15 protein-coding genes are annotated in these 18829 nt (G+C 58.6%); 6 read left to right on the top strand and 9 right to left on the bottom strand.

The genetic code is table 11. The annotated features are described in order from the left end of the window. The first annotated feature begins 144 nt into the window (after positions 1-144). Entirely contained in the window at positions 145-1173 is a 1029-nt protein-coding gene (locus RRF55_RS20255; protein ID WP_004148253.1) for a Mal regulon transcriptional regulator MalI, read from the top strand. A 39-nt stretch (positions 1174-1212) separates the two neighbouring features. On the opposite strand, the gene RRF55_RS20250 is transcribed toward RRF55_RS20255, so the two are convergent. Continuing rightward, positions 1213-2772 carry a YdgA family protein gene (locus RRF55_RS20250; protein ID WP_064145602.1) on the bottom strand — a complete coding sequence of 520 codons (1560 nt, stop codon included), beginning with the start codon at positions 2770-2772 and terminating at the stop codon, positions 1213-1215. Positions 2773-2858: 86 nt separating this feature from the next. Continuing rightward, positions 2859-4037, bottom strand: a complete 1179-nt coding sequence (manA, locus tag RRF55_RS20245) for a mannose-6-phosphate isomerase (protein ID WP_002903312.1) — start codon at positions 4035-4037, stop codon at positions 2859-2861. A gap of 201 nt (positions 4038-4238) precedes the next feature. Here manA and fumA point away from each other — a divergent pair, with 201 nt between their 5' ends. Together fumA and fumC are read left to right on the top strand one after the other, a co-directional pair. Beyond that, complete coding sequence (gene fumA, locus RRF55_RS20240; protein ID WP_002903313.1) at positions 4239-5885, top strand: class I fumarate hydratase FumA; 1647 nt, start codon at positions 4239-4241, stop codon at positions 5883-5885. Between the two features lie 339 nt (positions 5886-6224). Beyond that, on the top strand, positions 6225-7625 hold the full coding sequence (gene fumC / locus RRF55_RS20235; RefSeq protein WP_002903315.1) for a class II fumarate hydratase: 1401 nt from the start codon (positions 6225-6227) through the stop codon (positions 7623-7625). On the opposite strand, the gene tus is transcribed toward fumC, so the two are convergent. The 4 genes from tus to rstA all read right to left on the bottom strand — a co-directional run bounded on the left by tus (position 7615) and on the right by rstA (position 11505). Next, positions 7615-8547: a DNA replication terminus site-binding protein gene (gene tus, locus RRF55_RS20230; protein WP_004148259.1), complete on the bottom strand. Its 933-nt coding sequence runs from the start codon at positions 8545-8547 to the stop codon at positions 7615-7617. The two genes, fumC and tus, sit on opposite strands and share 11 nt — an antisense overlap. A 75-nt stretch (positions 8548-8622) precedes the next feature. Next, positions 8623-9924 carry a two-component system sensor histidine kinase RstB gene (gene rstB, locus RRF55_RS20225; protein ID WP_004151564.1) on the bottom strand — a complete coding sequence of 434 codons (1302 nt, stop codon included), beginning with the start codon at positions 9922-9924 and terminating at the stop codon, positions 8623-8625. Between the two features lie 256 nt (positions 9925-10180). Continuing rightward, positions 10181-10543 carry a hypothetical protein gene (locus RRF55_RS20220; RefSeq protein ID WP_002903374.1) on the bottom strand — a complete coding sequence of 121 codons (363 nt, stop codon included), beginning with the start codon at positions 10541-10543 and terminating at the stop codon, positions 10181-10183. Positions 10544-10785: 242 nt separating this feature from the next. Next, positions 10786-11505 carry a two-component system response regulator RstA gene (gene rstA / locus RRF55_RS20215; protein WP_002903377.1) on the bottom strand — a complete coding sequence of 240 codons (720 nt, stop codon included), beginning with the start codon at positions 11503-11505 and terminating at the stop codon, positions 10786-10788. Between the two features lie 128 nt (positions 11506-11633). Here rstA and RRF55_RS20210 point away from each other — a divergent pair, with 128 nt between their 5' ends. Further along, positions 11634-11969 carry a GlpM family protein gene (locus RRF55_RS20210; protein ID WP_002903379.1) on the top strand — a complete coding sequence of 112 codons (336 nt, stop codon included), beginning with the start codon at positions 11634-11636 and terminating at the stop codon, positions 11967-11969. Here RRF55_RS20210 and folM read toward each other — a convergent pair. From folM to ydgH, 3 genes are all read right to left on the bottom strand, one after another. Further along, positions 11966-12688: a dihydromonapterin reductase gene (folM, locus tag RRF55_RS20205; protein ID WP_004176334.1), complete on the bottom strand. Its 723-nt coding sequence runs from the start codon at positions 12686-12688 to the stop codon at positions 11966-11968. The two genes, RRF55_RS20210 and folM, sit on opposite strands and share 4 nt — an antisense overlap. Before the next feature lie 36 nt (positions 12689-12724). Continuing rightward, positions 12725-14107 (bottom strand): amino acid permease, encoded by a 1383-nt coding sequence (locus tag RRF55_RS20200; RefSeq protein WP_004183892.1) that lies wholly within the window; start codon positions 14105-14107, stop codon positions 12725-12727. A 177-nt stretch (positions 14108-14284) separates the two neighbouring features. Then, positions 14285-15235 carry a DUF1471 family protein YdgH gene (gene ydgH, locus RRF55_RS20195; RefSeq protein WP_002903384.1) on the bottom strand — a complete coding sequence of 317 codons (951 nt, stop codon included), beginning with the start codon at positions 15233-15235 and terminating at the stop codon, positions 14285-14287. A 521-nt stretch (positions 15236-15756) separates the two neighbouring features. Between ydgH and pntA the strand changes: the two genes are divergently transcribed. After that, positions 15757-17286, top strand: a complete 1530-nt coding sequence (gene pntA, locus RRF55_RS20190; RefSeq protein ID WP_004148265.1) for a Re/Si-specific NAD(P)(+) transhydrogenase subunit alpha — start codon at positions 15757-15759, stop codon at positions 17284-17286. Between the two features lie 10 nt (positions 17287-17296). Beyond that, positions 17297-18685, top strand: coding sequence for a Re/Si-specific NAD(P)(+) transhydrogenase subunit beta (pntB, locus tag RRF55_RS20185; RefSeq protein WP_002903386.1), 1389 nt, complete (start codon positions 17297-17299; stop codon positions 18683-18685). Positions 18686-18829 lie beyond the last annotated feature (144 nt).

The following is an 18829-nucleotide window of genomic DNA, read 5'->3' as shown; positions in this document are numbered from 1 at the left end:
GGAGAACTAACGCCACGGCAAGATAAAACGTTTTACCACTTTTTAGTGCGATAAAAATCACATATTCAAGCGATAATAAGGTTTATAAAGATCGCACAATGATAAAACGATTTATCGACAGGCAAGGGAGTCAGCCAGCAGGTTATGGCAATCGCAAAAAAGATCACCATCAATGATGTGGCGCTGGCTGCCGGCGTCTCCGTGAGTACCGTTTCACTGGTACTGAGCGGCAAAGGGCGCATCTCCAGCGCCACCGGCGAGCGGGTTAATCAGGCTATCGAACAGCTGGGATTTGTGCGCAATCGTCAGGCGGCCTCGCTGCGCGGTGGGCAGAGCGGCGTGATTGGCCTTATCGTCAGCGACCTGTCAAAACCGTTTTATGCTGAATTAACCGCCGGCCTCACCGATGCCCTGGAGAGGCAGGGGAAAATGGTATTTCTCACCCAGGGAGGCCGCAGCGGCGAGAAGATGGCCCAGCGGTTTGATACGCTGGCGGCGCAGGGGGTGGACGGGGTGATTATCGCCGGGGCGATCGACCGCGGGAGCGAGCTGCGCGAGCGTGCGGCGGAGGCGGGGGTGCCGCTGGTGTTTGCTTCCCGCGCCAGCTATCTTGACGATGTCGACCTGATCCGCCCGGACAACATGCAGGCGGCGCAGCTGGTGACGGAGCATCTTATCCGCCGCGGCCATCAGCGGATCGCCTGGCTCGGCGGGCAGAGTGCTTCGCTGACGCGCGCCGAGCGGGTCGGCGGCTATTGCGCCACCTTGCTGAAATACGGCCTGCCGTTTCACAGCGAATGGGTGCTGGAGTGCGAGTCCAGCCAGAAGCAGGCGGCGGAGGCGATGACCGGCCTGCTGCGCCAGAATCCGACCATTACCGCGGTGCTGTGCTACAACAACGTGGTAGCCACCGGCGCGTGGTTCGGTCTGTTACGGGCTGGAAGACAGAGCGGGGAAGATGGCGTCGAGAGCTACTTTGAGCAGCGGGTGGCGCTGGCGGCGTTTGCCGACGTGCCGGAGGCCGCCCTCGACGACCTGCCTCTCACCTGGGTGACCACCCCGGCGCGGGAGATGGGGAAAAGCCTGGCGGATTCGATGCTGCGGCGGCTGGAAGAGGGGACTGGCGAGACGCGAAACCAGATTATGCCCCCGCGGCTGGTGACGCGAAAATAAGGGAGACGGCGCGCGCTGGCCGTCTCCTGTACCGATAAGTTACGGCTGCGGGGCGGCGTCGTCCTGCTGAGGAGCGGCGTCATCCTGCTGCGGCTGGCCTTCCTGCGGCGCGCTGTCCGGCAGCGAAGGCGCTTCCAGACCAAACATCGCGGCAAAGTCTTGCAGCGGCATTTTCTGTCCGTTCAGCGTCACCTGGCCGTTCGCGTACTGCAGACTGCTGCTGATGGCGTTATCTTCCATGGTGGTAATGCGGAACATCTGGCCCATCGCCGCCAGGCCTTTGACCTGCTGATCGGCGAGTTTGGCGGCATCGGCCGGCTGATAGCCTTCCAGACCGGCGATCTTAGTCATAAACTCCGTCGCCATATCCACCGGGATCACCACTTTGCCGTCCAGGGACTGCACCACGCGATCCAGGCTGTCCGCCAGGGTCTGCGGCGGAGCGGTCACCTGGGCCGGATCTTTCAGCAGAACCGAGAAGTTGAGGGTGCTTTCGCCTTTGGCATTGCGCCAGCTCAGCGGAGAGATGGTCACCGACGGGTTGCCTTTGAGCAGGATCGGCAGCGCATTGAACAGCGTTTCGGTGAGGGCCTGCTGATACAGCTCCGGATTCTGCGCCAGCTCCGGTTTCGCCAGCAGCGCCTGAGACTGCGCGCTGTACTGCTGACTGAACTGGTGCCACGCCTGACCGTCGACGTTATCCACTTTCAGCGTGAGTTTGCCGCTGCCCATATCCTGCCCCTGCAGCTTGAGGCTGTTGACGGTGTAGTTCACCTGGCTGTTCACGCCTTTGCCGTCCTGGGTCAGCGTCGAGCCGCCGTCCAGCGCCATGCCGTCGATCAGCGCCAGCTCTTTGCCTTCGACGCTGATGGCCAGTTTATCGAGGGTCATTTTTTGCTGGCCGATACGTTCGTTGAAGCTGGCCAGCTCGGTGGCGCCGTCGGTGGTCAGGTTGACGAAGCGCAGCTGTACCTTCTGATTATATTCGTTGAGCGCATCGATCTGCCCGCTGCCGGCCTGGCCCTTCAGGCTGATGTTTTTGCCGTCGCGGTCGGCGTCGAGCTGGAACTGACCGCCGCTGAAGGTGACTTTCTCATCGCCTTTAGCGTAGTCGAGGGCGTTAAGGACGATAGCCGACTGGCTGTCGCCGCTGTAGGCAATGCGCGTATCGACGGTAAAGGGGGTGTCGCCTTTGGCTATCTCGAACAGCGCCTGGCTGGCGTCGTTTTTCACCAGCGTGGTGTGGACGGAAGCCATTGCCGGCGCCAGATTAAAGGCTTTTAACGAGGCCAGCGGGAAGGGGCCATGATCGACCACTTCGTCAAGCACCACGCTCTGCCCGGCGGCCAGCCAGCCGTTAGCCTGACCGGCGATCGGCTTCACCACCAGCTGCAGATGGCTGCTGAACAGCCCGCGCTGGTAGTCCTGATAGCTCAGCTCCAGACCTGACTCCGGCGCGCTGCTGCGCAGCTGGGCGTTTGCCTGCTGCACCATATCGGCGATCCGGCCTTCCAGCTGTTTACCAGTGAACCAGGCGCCGCCTGTCCATACCACGCCCAGCGCCACGATGACTCCTGCTGCGACCAGCGATTTTTTCATAGCATTTATCCATAAATGAAGCCAGGCGGAGAGACCGCCTGGCTGAGTTATCACCAACAGTAAGCGCGACCTGAAGGGTCAGTCGCTTACTGGAGCTTATTGAAAACGCGCGCCACGCGGCCGCGGCCGCTGACCTGCACCGGCGATTCACTGGCGGCCACGAAGGCCGACTCGCCCGGCTTGAGGGTCAGGCTCTGGTCGCCTTTGCGCAGTACGGCTTCGCCGTCGACGCAGAACACGATCGCCGCGCTTGCCTGGGCTAGATCGCTGGCCTCGGCGGAGAGGTCATGCAGGGAGAAGGCAAAATCTTCCACCGGGATCGGGAAGTCGAGTTCCGCGCCGTGACGCTGCGGCTGGGTCAACAGCTCACCCGCCGGTTTAGCCTCGAACTTGACGTTAGCAACCAGCTCAGGAATATCAATGTATTTCGGCGTCAGGCCGGCGCGCAGTACGTTATCCGAGTTGGCCATCACCTCCAGCGCCACCCCCTGCAGATAGGCGTGCGGCGTTTCAGCAAACAGGAACATCGCTTCGCCTGGGTTCAGCTTCACCACGTTCAGCAGCAGCGGGGAGAAGAGGCCGCTGTCGTCCGGATAGAATTCCGCGATCAGGCGGATAGTCTGCCACGGTTCGCCTTGTTCACGGGCCAGTACGTCGCGCAGCACCTGCAGCGCCTTGGCCTTTTCCTCACCCTGCATATTTAGCAGGCTGGCAAACAGCTGGCTCAGGTGAGTCGCGTCCGGCTGCTGCAGGAAGGCGCCGATTGCCGGATGCGCGCTAGCCACCGGCTGCAGCAGGGTGACAATCTCGCTGAACTCGCGAAATGCATTCATCGCCAGGAACGGCGTCAGGGCAAAAACCAGCTCCGGTTTGTGGTTCGGATCTTTGTAGTTACGCTCGGCGGCGGAGAGCGGGATACCGGCGGCGTTCTCGCGGGCGAAACCTTCTTCCGAGGCCTGCTTGTTGGGATGCACCTGAATTGAGAGCGGCTGAGCGGCGCACAGTACCTTAAACAGGAACGGCAGTTCACCAAAGCGGGCGGCAACCTTGTCGCCGAGCAGAGCGGCTTTATCCGCGTCAATCACCTCGCGCAGCGAACGCGGCTGGCCGTCGGCCGCCAGGATCTGCGAGCTGCTCTTCGGATGCGCCCCCATCCACAGCTCTGCCATCGGCAGATTGTCCGGGTTGGCGATGCCATACAGTTCAGTTAAGGCGGTGTGGCTTCCCCATGCATAGTTCTGCACGGCGTTAATCAGCTTTTGCATTCTCAATCCCTGTTTCAAACAAAGTAAATTTTATCGCCCTATTAAACCAGCAAACGGTGGAGAAGCAACTGCTGAAAGAAAAAGTCGTCCTTGTCTCAGTTTTTGTTAAAAAATTGTGTAAGATTGTTCGACTCGCTTTTCTACAGGCACATGGAGTCCCTGCCTGAAACATAATCAGCCAAAGCAGTAAGTGAGAGTACAATGTCGAATAAACCGTTTGTTTACCAGGATCCTTTTCCGCTCAAAAAGGATGACACCGAGTATTATCTCCTCAGCAGTGATTACGTCTCCGTCGCCGAATTCGCCGGCCAGGAAGTGCTAAAAGTTGACCCTCAGGCGCTGACCCTTCTGGCGCAGCATGCTTTCCACGACGCCTCCTTTATGCTTCGCCCTGCGCATCAGCAGCAGGTGGCGGATATCCTTAACGATCCGGAAGCCAGCGAAAACGATAAATACGTCGCGCTGCAGTTCCTGCGCAACTCGGATATCGCCGCCAAAGGTATTCTGCCCACCTGCCAGGACACCGGCACCGCGATCATCATGGGTAAAAAAGGCCAGCGCGTGTGGACCGGCGGCGGCGATGAAGCCGCCCTGGCGCAGGGGGTGTATAACACCTATATCCAGGACAACCTGCGCTACTCGCAGAACGCGCCGCTGGATATGTATAAAGAGGTTAACACTGGCACCAACCTGCCGGCGCAGATCGATCTCTATGCTACCGATGGCGATGAGTACAAATTCCTCTGCATCGCCAAGGGCGGCGGCTCGGCGAACAAAACCTATCTGTACCAGGAAACCAAAGCGCTGATCACCCCGGCGAAGCTGAAAAATTACCTCGTCGAGAAGATGCGCACCCTCGGTACTGCCGCCTGTCCACCGTACCATATCGCCTTCGTGATCGGCGGTACCTCGGCGGAAGCGACGCTGAAGACCGTGAAGCTGGCGTCCACCAAATACTACGATGGCCTGCCGACCGAAGGTAACGAGCACGGCCAGGCGTTCCGCGACGTGCAGCTGGAGCAGGAGCTGCTGCTGGAGGCGCAGAACCTTGGTCTCGGCGCGCAGTTCGGCGGCAAATACTTTGCCCACGATATCCGCGTGATCCGTCTGCCGCGTCACGGCGCTTCCTGCCCGGTAGGGATGGGGGTTTCCTGTTCCGCCGACCGCAACATCAAAGCCAAGATTAACCGCGACGGCATCTGGATCGAGAAGCTGGAGAGCAACCCGGGGAAATATATCCCTGAGCATCTGCGCCAGGCCGGGGAAGGCGAAGCGGTGAAGGTAAATCTTAACCAGCCGATGAGCGAGATCCTGGCGCAGCTGTCGCAGTATCCGGTATCCACCCGCCTGTCGCTGAGCGGGACTATCATCGTCGCCCGCGATATCGCCCACGCTAAGCTGAAGGAGCTTATCGACAACGGCGAGGCGCTGCCGCAGTACGTCAAAGATCACCCGATCTACTACGCAGGTCCGGCCAAGACGCCGGACGGTTACGCCTCCGGCTCTCTGGGGCCGACCACCGCAGGCCGCATGGACTCTTACGTTGATCTGCTGCAGTCCCATGGGGCGAGCAAGATCATGCTGGCGAAAGGCAACCGCAGCCAGCAGGTCACCGACGCCTGCCACAAACACGGCGGCTTCTACCTCGGCAGCATCGGCGGCCCGGCGGCAGTGCTGGCCCAGCAGAGCATCAAGAGCCTCGAGTGCGTGGCCTATCCGGAGCTGGGTATGGAGGCTATCTGGAAAATTGAAGTGGAGGATTTCCCGGCCTTTATCCTCGTTGATGATAAAGGCAATGACTTCTTCCAGCAGATCCAGACCTCGCAGTGCGCCCGCTGCGTGAAGTAACCCAGGCCGCCCTTCGGGGCGGCGCTGGTCGATGACAAACCTGATTTCGTTAGGGTGAGCGCTTTTCTGCCGGGCGGCGGCTTTCGCCTTACCCGGCCTACGAAAAACAGCAATATCAATAAGTTATGCAGTTCTCTGTAGGCCCGCGCAATCGCAGCGCCGCCGGGCAATCCCGACGATTGCATTTTGTCAGCGGTCTGGGCTGCCCCTCGGGGCGGCTTTTTTTATGGCGCTTCGCGGCACGAACCACCAAAACAACTTATCAATCTGGCCAATACTTAGTCTTTTAAGCAGGTGAGCTTTGTCGCTATGACGCACTTTTCATCCAAGGAGAAAGTAATGACAACGCATCGCAGTGAAAAAGACTCGATGGGCGCCATCGAGGTCCCGGCCGATAAACTCTGGGGCGCCCAGACCCAGCGCTCGCTGGAGCATTTCCGCATCTCGACCGAAAAAATGCCCGGGGAGCTGATATACGCCCTGGCGCTGACCAAGCGGGCGGCGGCGAAGGTTAACCAGGATCTCGGACTGTTGACGGCGGAAAAAGCCGGGGCGATCGTCGCCGCCGCTGACGAAGTGCTGGCCGGAAAGCACGCGCAGGAGTTCCCCCTGGCTATCTGGCAGACCGGCTCCGGCACCCAAAGCAATATGAATATGAACGAGGTGCTGGCCAACCGCGCCAGTGAACTGCTCGGCGGAGAACGGGGGATGGCGCGAAAAATTCATCCCAATGACGATGTGAATAAGAGCCAAAGCTCAAATGATGTATTCCCCACCGCCATGCACGTCGCGGCGCTGATTGCCCTGCGGGAAAAAGTGATCCCGTCGCTGCAGGCGCTGCGGGCGACGCTCAATGAAAAAGCGGTGGCCTTCAGGGATATCGTCAAGATCGGCCGCACCCATCTGCAGGACGCCACGCCGCTCACCTTAGGCCAGGAGATCTCCGGCTGGGTGGCGATGCTGGACCATAGCCTGAAGCACATTGAAGCCAGTCAGCCGCATCTTGCCGAGCTGGCGCTGGGCGGGACGGCGGTAGGAACCGGGCTGAATACCCATCCGGAATATGCCGTACGGGTGGCGGCCGAGCTGGCGTCACTCAGCGGACAGCCATTTGTCACCGCGCCGAACAAATTCGAAGCGCTGGCCACTGTGGATGCCCTGGTCCATGCCCACGGCGCGCTGAAAGGCCTGGCGGCCTCGCTGATGAAAATCGCTAACGATGTCCGCTGGCTGGCCTCCGGCCCCCGCTGCGGCATTGGTGAAATCGCCATCCCGGAAAACGAGCCAGGGTCATCGATTATGCCGGGCAAGGTTAACCCAACCCAGTGCGAAGCTCTGACCATGGTCTGCTGCCAGGTGATGGGCAACGACGTGGCAGTGAATATCGGCGGTGCTTCCGGCAACTTTGAGCTTAACGTCTATCGCCCGATGGTCATCCACAACTTCCTGCAGTCGGTACGTCTGCTGGCGGACGGTATGGCGAGCTTTAACGAGCACTGTGCGGTGGGTATTGAACCGAATCGCGAGCGGATCAGTCAGTTGCTCAATGAGTCGCTGATGCTGGTTACTGCGCTGAATACCCATATCGGCTACGACAAGGCGGCGGAAATCGCTAAAAAAGCGCACCATGAGGGGCTGACTCTCAAAGCCTCGGCGCTGGCGCTGGGCTACCTGACGGAAGCCGAATTCGACAGCTGGGTGCGCCCGGAAGAGATGGTCGGCAGCCTGGCTATTCGCTAGCCAGCCAGAGGTGCAGGCGCGGGATAAGCAATCTCAGCGACTGCGCCTCCGGTTTGTAGCGATACTGCACATTGTCGGCATCATAGTTCAGCAGCTCGCCAATATCCGGTACGCTGACCCCCCGGCTGCCGGACATCAGGGCGATCAGCGGGCTGGGGCAGGCGTACTGTACCTGTTTCTGCTCGCCGGCGTACCAGACGCGGGCGATCGGCTGGACTTTCACCGGTCGTTTTATTTTCAGCCGCGCCCGCTGCGGCAGGGCGGCGATATCCTGATACTCCCTTTCCAGTTTGCTCTGCCACTGCTCCCGGGTCCACGGCGGCACCGCCCGCGGCGCTTGCAGGCTTTTCTCCAGCATCATCAACACCTGGTCGCGGGTCAGATTCTTGATGACGTGCTTATTGGCCCAGCCGAAGCGGATGGTGCTCGGGTCGACGAGGGGCGTCAGCGTGCGGTAGGCGCTAAGGGTGATCAACCCCGGCAAATGACGGTGTACCCACTCAAAACGGGCGGTGGGGGGCAGGCCGGAGTCGACGGTGACGATCTTCTCGAAGGTGGCCTTCAGGGCATTGATATGCTGAATACGCGCCAGCAGATCCTGCTGCTCCGCGGCGGTAACCTGCAGGCAGATAGCCCCCGGCAGGCGTACGGCGGCCTTGCTGCTGCGGTTTTCCGATTGCTGCTGGATAAACAGATGGCTGTAGTGGCGCAGGGCGCGCGCCAGGGCCGTCTTGCCGATGTGCTGCACCACTGGAATGGTGGCCAGCGGATCGTGCTCGGCATCCTTACCGATCGCCGGCAGTTCAAATACCCGGCCCGCCAGCAGACGGCAGTCACTTAACGCCTGCTGGAGCGCCTGCAGCTCCAGCTCGATCTGGCGAAAGGTATTATTCAGACGTTCAACGAGGTCGTAGCTGGCCATTATTACCACCTTAGTTACAACATACTATTAGATTTTTGCAGCATACCCAGCCCGCGGCTTCTGCGCAAGTTTTATTCAGGCAGAGGTGAAATCAGGCAGCTGATGATAGACCGGCCAGCTAAAGCAGAAGCGGGCGCCGCCGAGAGGGCTGGCCTCGCAGCGCACCTCGCCGCCCATCGCCTGGGCGATACTGTGGACAATCGCCAGGCCGAGGCCGCAGCCTCCTGTCGCCCGGTCCCGGCTGGGGTCAAGGCGGACAAAGGGCTCAAACACCCGCTCGCGCTCCTCGGGGGCGATTCCCGGGCCGTCATCCTCAACCAGCAACGATGCGCGCGAACCCTGCAGCGTCAGGCTGACCGCCACCCGCTGGCTGCTGTAGCGCAGGGCGTTATTGACCAAATTATCCAGCACCCGCTCCATCAGTCGCATATCCAGCGCGCCGTAGTTACCGTGGGTCAGCGTCGCCAGGGCGACCTCGCGCTGTGGGTTAACCATCTGGATATCCTCGACGTGATCGCTGATCCAGGCGGGAAAATCGGGAGTCGTCAGGCTGAGCTCCGTCTGCGGGCGGTCGAGGCGGGCGTAGGTCAGGAGCTCTTCAATCAGCGCCTCCAGCTGACCGATATCGCGGTTCAGCGCCTGCGATTCCGCCTCGGTGAGATTCTCGCTCATCTCCAGACGGTAGCGCAGGCGTACCAGCGGTGTCCTGAGTTCATGGGCGATGCCGTCAATCAGCTGCTTTTTGCTGGCAATAAGCGCATTAATGTTATCGGCCATTTGGTTAAAGGCCACCCCGAGCCGCTCGAAGCTGGACATACTGTCGAAGTGAATGCGCTCGCTGAGGTGACCTTCGCCAAAGCGCTGGGCGGCCGTCTCAATGCGCAGCATGTCCTGCCAGTGCGGGCGCATCCAGATAAACACCGGAAAGGCCAGAGAGATAGCAATAAACGCCATTAGCGCCACGTCCAGCAGGCGCATCTCATGCAGAAAATAGAGATAGGGCACCGGGCCCACCGACAGCACATAGTGGCTGCGGGGAATGCGCTGAATAAAGGTGTACTGATCGTCGAGGGCGACGATATCGCCGGCGCGCAGGTGCTGCATCGAGCTTTCCGACAGCTTAAATTTGCTGATCGGCTCGATGTGCAGATCAAACGATAAATTCAGGTCCAGCTCTTTAAGGGTCTTGCTCCAGTCGCGCGGCGGTATCTCCCGCAGCTCGCTGCGCATCAGATACAGCGAGCTTTTCATCAAATCGTCAAGCGACTGCCGTCCGGCGCGCTCCGCGGTAAATTTATAGACCAGACCGACCAGCATGGTCATCACCAGAAAGCAGACGAAGAGCAGAAGATAGAACTGCACGAACAGCTTTTTCATTACATTACCGCGTATTCAAGAGAAACCTGTCTGGCGCCCCAGGGGCATCTTCTGCGCGTCGGGGAGTCAATGTTATCGATATCCCCGGGCGAGGCGCGGGGAAATCATAGATACGCTATCAAAGCAGGGTTTATGCCCCCTGACAATAGCCAGCCTGGAGACAGAACGGTGAAAAGGTGACAGTGTCACTCGATGCGGTGATTTCTTCACCCTCGGGGGGAGCAGGGCAATCGTATTTTGTGCGTCGATGGATACGCTACTCACGATAATAAGGAATGTCTACCGGATAGGTGGTCGTCAGACTCAGCAGCCGACAGCGCACCAGCTTTTCCGTTTCGGCATACCAGTAAGCAAACTCGCCGGTGGTCTGGTGGTAAATCATCTGATCGAGGTTGGCAAACGGGATCACCAGCAGCGGCCCCTGGCGAACGTGGCCGCCGCCGGTTTCAAAGTGATGCTGCCCCCAGGATTGCTGGGTATGTTCATAGCGATGAAGGATCACCTCGATTTGCCCGCGCTGCGGACAGAGGAGTCGAATATCGGCGTTGTCGAGGGAAAAAGCCCAGCCAGAGAGAGAAGTGAACAGTGAGAGTGCCAAAAGTACAACGTATTTCATCATGCAAAAGTCCTGTGTTTTCAGGCTTTATGCCACTCTGACAGCGGTAAGTCCTTGAGCACAATCATATTGAGGAGTTATGTGATGGGGTTCTGTACGGCTAATTCTAATGATTTAGTCAATATGACAAGTTCCGGTGATGAATGTGCGCGCCAGGGACGAACGCAGCAGGCAGCAAACGTGATAACTTTGCCGCCGGCGAGTGCGCGATGAGCGGGCCCCTCGCAGGGCCGCAGAAGGGCTGCTTAGTTATCCCAGGCGTGAGGGGCGAACAGGTAGCCTTTGTTGCGAACGGTCTTAATACGATAGGGCTCCGTGGCGTTGTCGAGCAGTTTTTTGCGCAGGCGGGAGATAGCCACGTCGACGCTGCGATCCATCCCGTCATAGGTAACGCCGCGTAAATTTTTCAGCAGTGCGTCGCGGTCCATAATCTGCCCGGCGTGGGTGGCCAACTCCCACAGCAGATCGAAATCGGCGGTCGACAGGGCGACGTTTTCTCCGCCAAGCAGCACCTGGCGGTTGACCGGGTCAATGGTCAGCGAGCCGAAGGAGATGGTTTTATGTGGCGTGAGCGTTGAGGAGGCGGATCCGGCGCCTGCCGGAGCAATATGCTGGCGCAAATGCAGACGCAGTCGCGCGAGAAGTACCGCTGGCGGGGTGGTTTTCAGAATATAATCGCTGGCGCCCATCTCCAGGGAGAGGATATGGTTCATATCGCTGTCGAGCGAAGTCAGCAGGACAATCGGCCCTTGCCATTGCCCGCGCAGATCGCGACAGAGCGTCATTCCGTCCTTGCCGGGCAGCATAATGTCCAGCAGCACCAGATCCGGTTTCTCCCGCGCGATCACCTCCTCAGCGCGGTCGCCGCGAGGCTCGACCACCACATCCATATCATGCTTGCCGAGATAGGCGGCGATCAGCGTGCCTACCTCAGGGTCATCCTCAACAAAAACGATTTTATTCATGTCTATTGCACATCAGTAAAAGAAGTAACATACACCGCACTTATTTTACCCGCCATTACTCTTTTATAAACAGCGTTAAATCCGCTATGCTGCCCTAACTTATTGATTCACTGTTAAGGCATACGGGCATGGGGCTGTTAATCAAAGGGCTGTTGGGAGCGCTGGTGGTGGTGCTGATTGGCGTGCTGGCGAAAACCAAAAACTACGCTATCGCTGGCCTGGTCCCGCTGTTTCCCACCTTTGCGCTCATCGCCCATTATATTGTCGCCAGCGAGCGGGGGATCGAAGCCCTGCGCGCGACCATCGTATTCGGCATGTGGTCGATTCTTCCCTATTTTATCTATCTGCTGTCACTGTGGTATTTCACCGGGATTATGCGCCTGCCGTTGGCGCTGGCAGGCGCAGTGGGATGCTGGGGGCTGTGCGCCTGGCTGTTAATCCTCGGCTGGAGCCGTTTCCACTAGCGCAGCGGGCGGCCGCCGTCGACAGCGAATGAGCGGCCGGTAACGTAGCGGCTGGTAAACAGGTAATCGATGAGATCGCTAATCTCTTTTTCGCCAGGGGCGATTTTCATCAGCGATTTATCCAGCGCCTGCTGACGATAGGCCTCGTCGTCACCCTCATTAAACATGATTAGCGACGGCGCGATGGCGTTGACCTTAACCTCTGGCGCCAGCTTGCGAGCGAAGGAGCGGGTCATGTTATCCAGGGCGGCTTTGCTGGCGGCGTAGGCGATATGTTTGTCGCTCCCGCGCTCCACCACGTAATCGGTGATATGTATAATGTCGCTGGCGGCATGGCCGTGGCCGCGCAGCAACGCCTCCAGCGCATGGTTGAGCAGATAGGGGGCGTGGACGTGGATCTGCATCATGCGGTTGATGACGGTGCTCAGCGGGACGCCCGGCTTTTCCGCCATCCAGTCGCTGGCGTTATGGATGATGGCGCGCAGACCGTCGGTGTGTGATTTGACCGCTTCAGCGAAGGTCAGAATGCCGTCATCGCTGCTAAAATCGGCCTGCAGGCAGAGCGCGCCCGCTTCGCGCAGGCCGTCAATCGCCGGATAGGGCGTACGATAGCTGACGATGACCGGCTGGCGCTGCTGCAGAAAATGGTGTGCCAGAGCGAGGCCGATGCGGCGGCCTGCTCCTGTGATCAGAATCGGGCGGGGCTGTTGTTCAGCCATGGGTATCTCCTATGCGTTCTGCGGCAGGGCGACCGCTTACCCCACCAGCATCCACGTTGCCGGCACAGCGGCAACCAGCAATAAACCAATTAGCGCCACTTCGCGGCGTTTGAGCGAACGATCGTGCTGGTGCGTACGTCGGGCGTACAAAAAGACCAGAAGACCCGGAGCGTAAAGTACCACCGACAACAGCAAATGCACAGGCCCCGACGCGTATAATAACCATATGCCATAAATACAGGCGCCGATAGCCACCGCTTTATGCAGCGGGCGAGTGGCGATTTTCAGCAGAAAGGCGCCGACCAGCAGATAGGGCACGAGAATCATCTCAGAGGCAATGGTCAGCAGCGTGCCGTAGTCCGATCCGGTCAGCCAGATCAGCACCAGCGATACCTGAACGCTGATATTGGTCAACCACAATGAGGCGGAGGGGGCGTTGTTGCTATTCTGACGGGCAAACAGGCGCGGGAAGGCTTTATGAGTGGCGGCGAGGAAAGGCACCTCCGCGGCCATGATGGTCCAGCTGAGATAAGCGCCGCACACCGACACGATCAGCCCGGCGGCAATGACGATCTCCCCCCACGACCCCATCAGCCTGACCATCAGTCCCGCCATCGACGGGTTGCGCATTTCGGCCAGTTCGCTGCGCGGCACGACGCCCAGCGACAGCAGGGTGACCAGCAGATACACCGCGAGGGCCGACAGCACCGCCAGCAGCGTCGCGCGGCCAACGTCGCGCTTGTGTCGCGCCCGCGCGGACACGACTACCGCCCCCTCCACGCCGATAAACACCCACAGGGTGATCAGCATGGTGTTTTTGACCTGCTCCCATACCGGCACGCCCAGCGCCAGGCCGCTAAAATCGAGGCGGAACGTATCCAGCTGAAAGGCCAGGGCGGCGAGCGCGACGAAGGCGCCCAGCGGCAGAAGCTTGGCGAGGGTGGCCACCAGGTTAATCCCCGCTGCCGTCTGGACACCGCGCAGGACCAGAAAGTGGACGACCCACAGCAGAACCGACGCGCCAACGATAGACTGCCAGGTATTACCATCGCCAAACAGGCGCAGCTCAGGGGTATCGGTGAAAAAACTGAGCGCCGAAAAGACGATAACCAGATAGGAGACATTGGCGATCACCGCGCACAGCCAGTATCCCCAGGCGGAGCAGAAGCCGATCAGTTCGCCGAATCCTTCGCGAGCGTAGGTGAAGATCCCGCCGTCGAGGTCGGGACGAATACGGGTCAACAGCAGCATGGCGAAAGCGAGAAACAGGATCCCGACGCCGGTGATGGCCCAGCCAATGAGCAGAGCGGAGGGGCTGGCCACGGCAGCCATATTTTGCGGCAAACTGAATACGCCAGCGCCGAGCATTGAGCTAAGGACCAGGGCGGTCAGGGCGCTCAGGCCCAGTTTCTTTTCCATTGCATTCCCGAGGTGAAAATGGCTGTTCCAGAATATTTATTTTGCGAAATCGCATAAAAATGGAGGATTGCGCTAAGGCGCGGGATTTTACGGAGTGTCCGGGGGCCATGCAATGGCGGGGGATGAAAAAAAATGAAAAGGCGGCAATGCGCCGCCTTTTTAGCCAGCCAGCAGCGATTATTTGTACAAATCGGCGCTGATGGTGATGTTGCCGCCGCGTTCCTGCCACTGGCGGGTGATGTGGTAGTACTTCGCCCCTTTCTTCGCCGCGCGTTTCGCCGTCTGATAGGAGATCTCGGTCATGTTGCCGTAGTTGCCGGTGAACTGGATGTTATCGAACGGCACCATTTGCGCCGCAGTCACTTTGTTCACTTCTTCGACCTTAGTGCCGTTCGGCAGGGTGACAGTGTAACGTCCACCTTTCGAAGACTGAGTCTCAAAGAAACGCCCAACGCCGGTACCCGAACCCACCGCGGCGGTGGTGGCAACGCCCGGAATTTCAACGTTCTTCGCCGCTTCGCCGCCTTTGGCCAGCGCTGCGCGGCCAGCTTCAGAGTCAGCCGGGATCGCGTCCGGGCTCTGCAGCACGCGTTTTTCAGCATCTTTTTTGTAGATATAAGCGGTAATGCGCTGGTTGCCGCCCTGGTTGGCGTCAACCTGGCGGACGATAAAGAACGCATAGGCGCCTTTTGCTTTCGCCGCTTTGGTGATGGCGTCGTTGACTTCCGGCTGGCTGCGATAGAAGCCCTGAACGGTGACGGTGTCGTAAGGCATCAGCTCAACGGCCTGATCTTTCGGCAACTCCATCACGCCGTTGATAATGCGATTCTTCGGCGCATCCGCTTTCGGCGCGTCTTCTTTATAAAGGTCAGCCGTGACGCGCCAGTTGCCGCCATTGCCGTAGTCCGACGTGTCGACAACATAGAATGAGGCCGCGCCGTCTTTGTCGGCTTTGCGCGATACTGCCTGTACCGCATCGCCAATGGCATTAAACCGGCCGGTGACGACAACGCGATCGTAGGGCTTCAGCGCAGCCGCCTGCTCCGGGGTCAACTCGGTCGCTGCATGGGCAGACAACGTGGCGGTTGTCAGGAGAGCAGACGCCAGGAGGGTGTTTTTAAGCTTCATAAAAATAATCCTTTGCCTTGCGCAAACCATATACTGGTGTTGTTGTTGACTGAAAACGTTTGATTATTGCATTTAATCGCCGTGACTGTCTGCGTCAATTTTTGCTTGCCGCCCGAATCGTATACTACGGAAAGATAACATTTTTCGATATGTTGAAAAAACAGGCGCTTGACCAGCAAAAACGATAATCAATACCACTTTTATTAGTTAATGTAATGTTAACACAATGATCTCAATGGCGATAAATGGCGTTTTATACCGCAGGATAAGCGGATTATCAGGCCTGGGCGGCAAATTCAGGTAAATATTGCTGCCCGGACCCATCTGAGCTGACAATAAGCAATAAAATCAAAATTTGTGTTTTATCGCAGTAGATCACAATCGGTATTTTCAGTAGGTTATAAAAAGTTTGTTACTGTTTCATTTTGTAGACAGCGAAAGATGGCGAGGAAGATTTTGCCGTCCTGGCGTTGTTGGGCAGAAAAGTAAACCATCATCAAAAACCGATGGAAGGGAAAACTATGCGTATTGGTGTACCACAAGAAAGGCTAGCCCAGGAGACCCGGGCCGCCGCCACGCCGAAGACCGTTGAGCAATTGCTCAAACTCGGCTTTAGCGTCGCGGTAGAAAGCGGCGCCGGGAAGCTGGCCAGCTTTGACGATGAGGCCTTTGCCGAGGCAGGAGCTGAAATCGTGACCGGCGACGAGGTATGGCAGTCTGATGTCATCCTTAAGGTCAATGCTCCGAATGACGATGAAATTGCCCTGCTGAATCCGGGGACCACGCTGATTAGTTTTATCTGGCCGGCGCAAAACCCGCAGCTGATGGAAAAACTGGCGGCCCGTAATATCAACGTAATGGCGATGGATTCCGTGCCGCGTATTTCCCGCGCCCAGTCGCTGGATGCGCTCAGCTCAATGGCCAACATCGCCGGGTACCGCGCTATCGTTGAAGCGGCGCATGAATTTGGTCGATTCTTTACCGGGCAGATTACGGCGGCAGGCAAGGTTCCGCCCGCCAAGGTGATGGTCATTGGCGCCGGGGTCGCCGGTCTGGCGGCGATTGGCGCCGCCAACAGCCTGGGCGCTATTGTTCGCGCCTTCGATACCCGTCCGGAAGTGAAGGAGCAGGTGCAGAGTATGGGCGCCGAGTTCCTCGAGCTGGACTTTAAAGAGGAAGCGGGCAGCGGCGATGGCTACGCCAAGGTGATGTCTGAGGCCTTTATTAAGGCTGAAATGGCGCTGTTCGCCGCGCAGGCGAAAGAGGTCGATATCATTGTCACCACGGCGTTAATCCCGGGCAAACCGGCGCCGAAGCTGATCACCCGCGAAATGGTCGACTCCATGAAATCGGGCAGCGTGGTGGTCGATCTGGCCTCGCAAAACGGCGGCAACTGTGAGTACACCGTACCGGGCGAAGTGGTGACCACCGCCAACGGCGTGAAAATCATCGGTTACACCGATCTTCCTGGCCGTCTGCCGACCCAGTCCTCCCAGCTCTACGGCACCAACCTGGTGAACCTGCTGAAGCTGCTGTGCAAAGAGAAAGACGGCAATATCGTTATCGATTTCGATGACGTGGTAGTGCGCGGCGTGACCGTTGTTCGCGAAGGTGAAATCACCTGGCCGGCGCCGCCGATTCAGGTCTCCGCTCAGCCGCAGGCCGCGGCGAAAAAAGTGGAAGCGCCGAAAGAAGCGGTGAAACCGGCGTCGCCGTGGCGCAAATATGCGCTGATGGCGCTGGCGATTATTCTCTTCGGCTGGCTGGCCAACGTGGCGCCAAAAGAGTTCCTCGGCCATTTCACCGTCTTCGCGCTGGCCTGCGTGGTGGGTTACTACGTGGTGTGGAACGTCTCCCATGCGCTGCATACGCCGCTGATGTCGGTGACCAATGCCATTTCGGGCATTATCGTGGTTGGCGCGTTGTTGCAGATAGGCCACGGCGGCTGGGTCAGCTTCCTGAGCTTTATCGCGGTGCTGATCGCCAGCATTAATATTTTCGGTGGTTTTACCGTGACTCAGCGCATGCTGAAAATGTTTCGCAAAGGATAAGGGGTAGCACATGTCTGGTGGATTAGTAACGGCTGCATACATTGTTGCTGCAATCCTGTTTATTTTCAGCCTGGCGGGCCTGTCGAAACACGAAACGTCGCAGCAGGGCAACTATTTCGGCATCGCCGGGATGGCCATTGCCCTGATCGCTACCATCCTGGGGCCGGACGCCGGCAACGTCGGCTGGATTATTCTTGCGATGGTGATCGGCGGGGCGATCGGTATTCGTCTGGCGAAGAAGGTCGAGATGACCGAGATGCCGGAGCTGGTGGCTATCCTGCACAGCTTCGTGGGGCTGGCAGCGGTGCTGGTGGGTTTCAACAGCTACCTGCAGCATGAAACCGGTATGGAGCAAATTCTGGTCAATATTCATTTGACCGAAGTGTTCCTCGGGATCTTCATCGGCGCGGTGACCTTCACCGGTTCGGTGGTGGCGTTTGGTAAATTGCGCGGCAAAATTTCCTCCAGGCCGCTGATGCTGCCCAATCGCCATAAGCTGAACCTGGCGGCGCTGGTGGTTTCCTTCATCCTGATGGTGATTTTTGTTCGCTCTGACAGCACCGGCACCCAGGTCCTGTGCCTGCTGGTGATGACCGCGATCGCGCTGGCCTTTGGCTGGCACTTGGTGGCCTCTATCGGCGGTGCGGACATGCCGGTGGTGGTCTCGATGCTCAACTCCTACTCGGGCTGGGCGGCAGCGGCGGCGGGCTTTATGCTGAGTAATGACCTGCTGATCGTCACCGGCGCGCTGGTGGGCTCTTCCGGCGCCATCCTCTCTTACATTATGTGTAAGGCGATGAACCGCTCCTTTATCAGCGTGATCGCCGGGGGCTTCGGCACCGATGGTTCCTCCAGCGGCGGCGATGAAGAAGTGGGCGAGCATCGCGAGATTAGTGCCGAAGAGACGGCGGAGATGCTGAAAAACTCGCACTCGGTGATCATCACCCCGGGCTACGGTATGGCGGTGGCTCAGGCGCAGTATCCGGTAGCAGAAATTACCGAGAAGCTGCGGGCGCGGGGTATCAAAGTACGCTTTGGTATTCATCCGGTGGCCGGGCGCCTGCCGGGGCATATGAACGTCCTGCTGGCGGAAGCCAAAGTGCCTTACGACATCGTGCTGGAGATGGATGAGATCAACGACGATTTCAGCGACACCGACACCGTGCTGGTGATCGGCGCCAACGATACCGTCAACCCGGCGGCGCAGGACGATCCGAAGAGCCCGATCGCCGGCATGCCGGTGCTCGAGGTGTGGAAAGCGCAGAATGTGGTGGTCTTTAAGCGTTCAATGAACACCGGTTACGCCGGCGTACAGAACCCGCTGTTCTTTAAAGAGAACACTCATATGCTGTTTGGCGATGCTAAAGCCAGCGTCGATGCGATCCTGAAAGCGCTGTAATGTAACATAATTGTTTTACAACGTTTGTTTATAAGCCGTCTCCTGTGAGACGGCTTTTTTATATGCAGGGGGATGCCTGGAATTGTTCATAAAATAAGCGGCAAGAGGTGATATAATGTTCCGGTTCTTAAATCAGACAGAGGA

It is taken from the genome of Klebsiella sp. K47, assembly GCF_051858335.1.
Taxonomy (GTDB): Bacteria; Pseudomonadota; Gammaproteobacteria; order Enterobacterales; family Enterobacteriaceae; genus Klebsiella; species Klebsiella pneumoniae.
This window is presented reverse-complemented; position numbering and strand designations above follow the sequence as displayed.

Excerpts from the sequence above, each read along its gene's own strand:
- RRF55_RS20200 (WP_004183892.1), bottom strand. The coding sequence starts at position 14,107 with ATGGAAAAGAAACTGGGCCTGAGCGCCCTGACCGCCCTGGTCCTTAGC.
- fumC (WP_002903315.1), top strand. The coding sequence starts at position 6,225 with ATGACAACGCATCGCAGTGAAAAAGACTCGATGGGCGCCATCGAGGTC.
- rstB (WP_004151564.1), bottom strand. The coding sequence starts at position 9,924 with ATGAAAAAGCTGTTCGTGCAGTTCTATCTTCTGCTCTTCGTCTGCTTT.
- pntB (WP_002903386.1), top strand. The coding sequence starts at position 17,297 with ATGTCTGGTGGATTAGTAACGGCTGCATACATTGTTGCTGCAATCCTG.
- RRF55_RS20255 (WP_004148253.1), top strand. The coding sequence starts at position 145 with ATGGCAATCGCAAAAAAGATCACCATCAATGATGTGGCGCTGGCTGCC.
- folM (WP_004176334.1), bottom strand. The coding sequence starts at position 12,688 with ATGGCTGAACAACAGCCCCGCCCGATTCTGATCACAGGAGCAGGCCGC.
- RRF55_RS20220 (WP_002903374.1), bottom strand. The coding sequence starts at position 10,543 with ATGATGAAATACGTTGTACTTTTGGCACTCTCACTGTTCACTTCTCTC.
- RRF55_RS20210 (WP_002903379.1), top strand. The coding sequence starts at position 11,634 with ATGGGGCTGTTAATCAAAGGGCTGTTGGGAGCGCTGGTGGTGGTGCTG.
- fumA (WP_002903313.1), top strand. The coding sequence starts at position 4,239 with ATGTCGAATAAACCGTTTGTTTACCAGGATCCTTTTCCGCTCAAAAAG.
- tus (WP_004148259.1), bottom strand. The coding sequence starts at position 8,547 with ATGGCCAGCTACGACCTCGTTGAACGTCTGAATAATACCTTTCGCCAG.
- pntA (WP_004148265.1), top strand. The coding sequence starts at position 15,757 with ATGCGTATTGGTGTACCACAAGAAAGGCTAGCCCAGGAGACCCGGGCC.
- ydgH (WP_002903384.1), bottom strand. The coding sequence starts at position 15,235 with ATGAAGCTTAAAAACACCCTCCTGGCGTCTGCTCTCCTGACAACCGCC.
- RRF55_RS20250 (WP_064145602.1), bottom strand. The coding sequence starts at position 2,772 with ATGAAAAAATCGCTGGTCGCAGCAGGAGTCATCGTGGCGCTGGGCGTG.
- rstA (WP_002903377.1), bottom strand. The coding sequence starts at position 11,505 with ATGAATAAAATCGTTTTTGTTGAGGATGACCCTGAGGTAGGCACGCTG.
- manA (WP_002903312.1), bottom strand. The coding sequence starts at position 4,037 with ATGCAAAAGCTGATTAACGCCGTGCAGAACTATGCATGGGGAAGCCAC.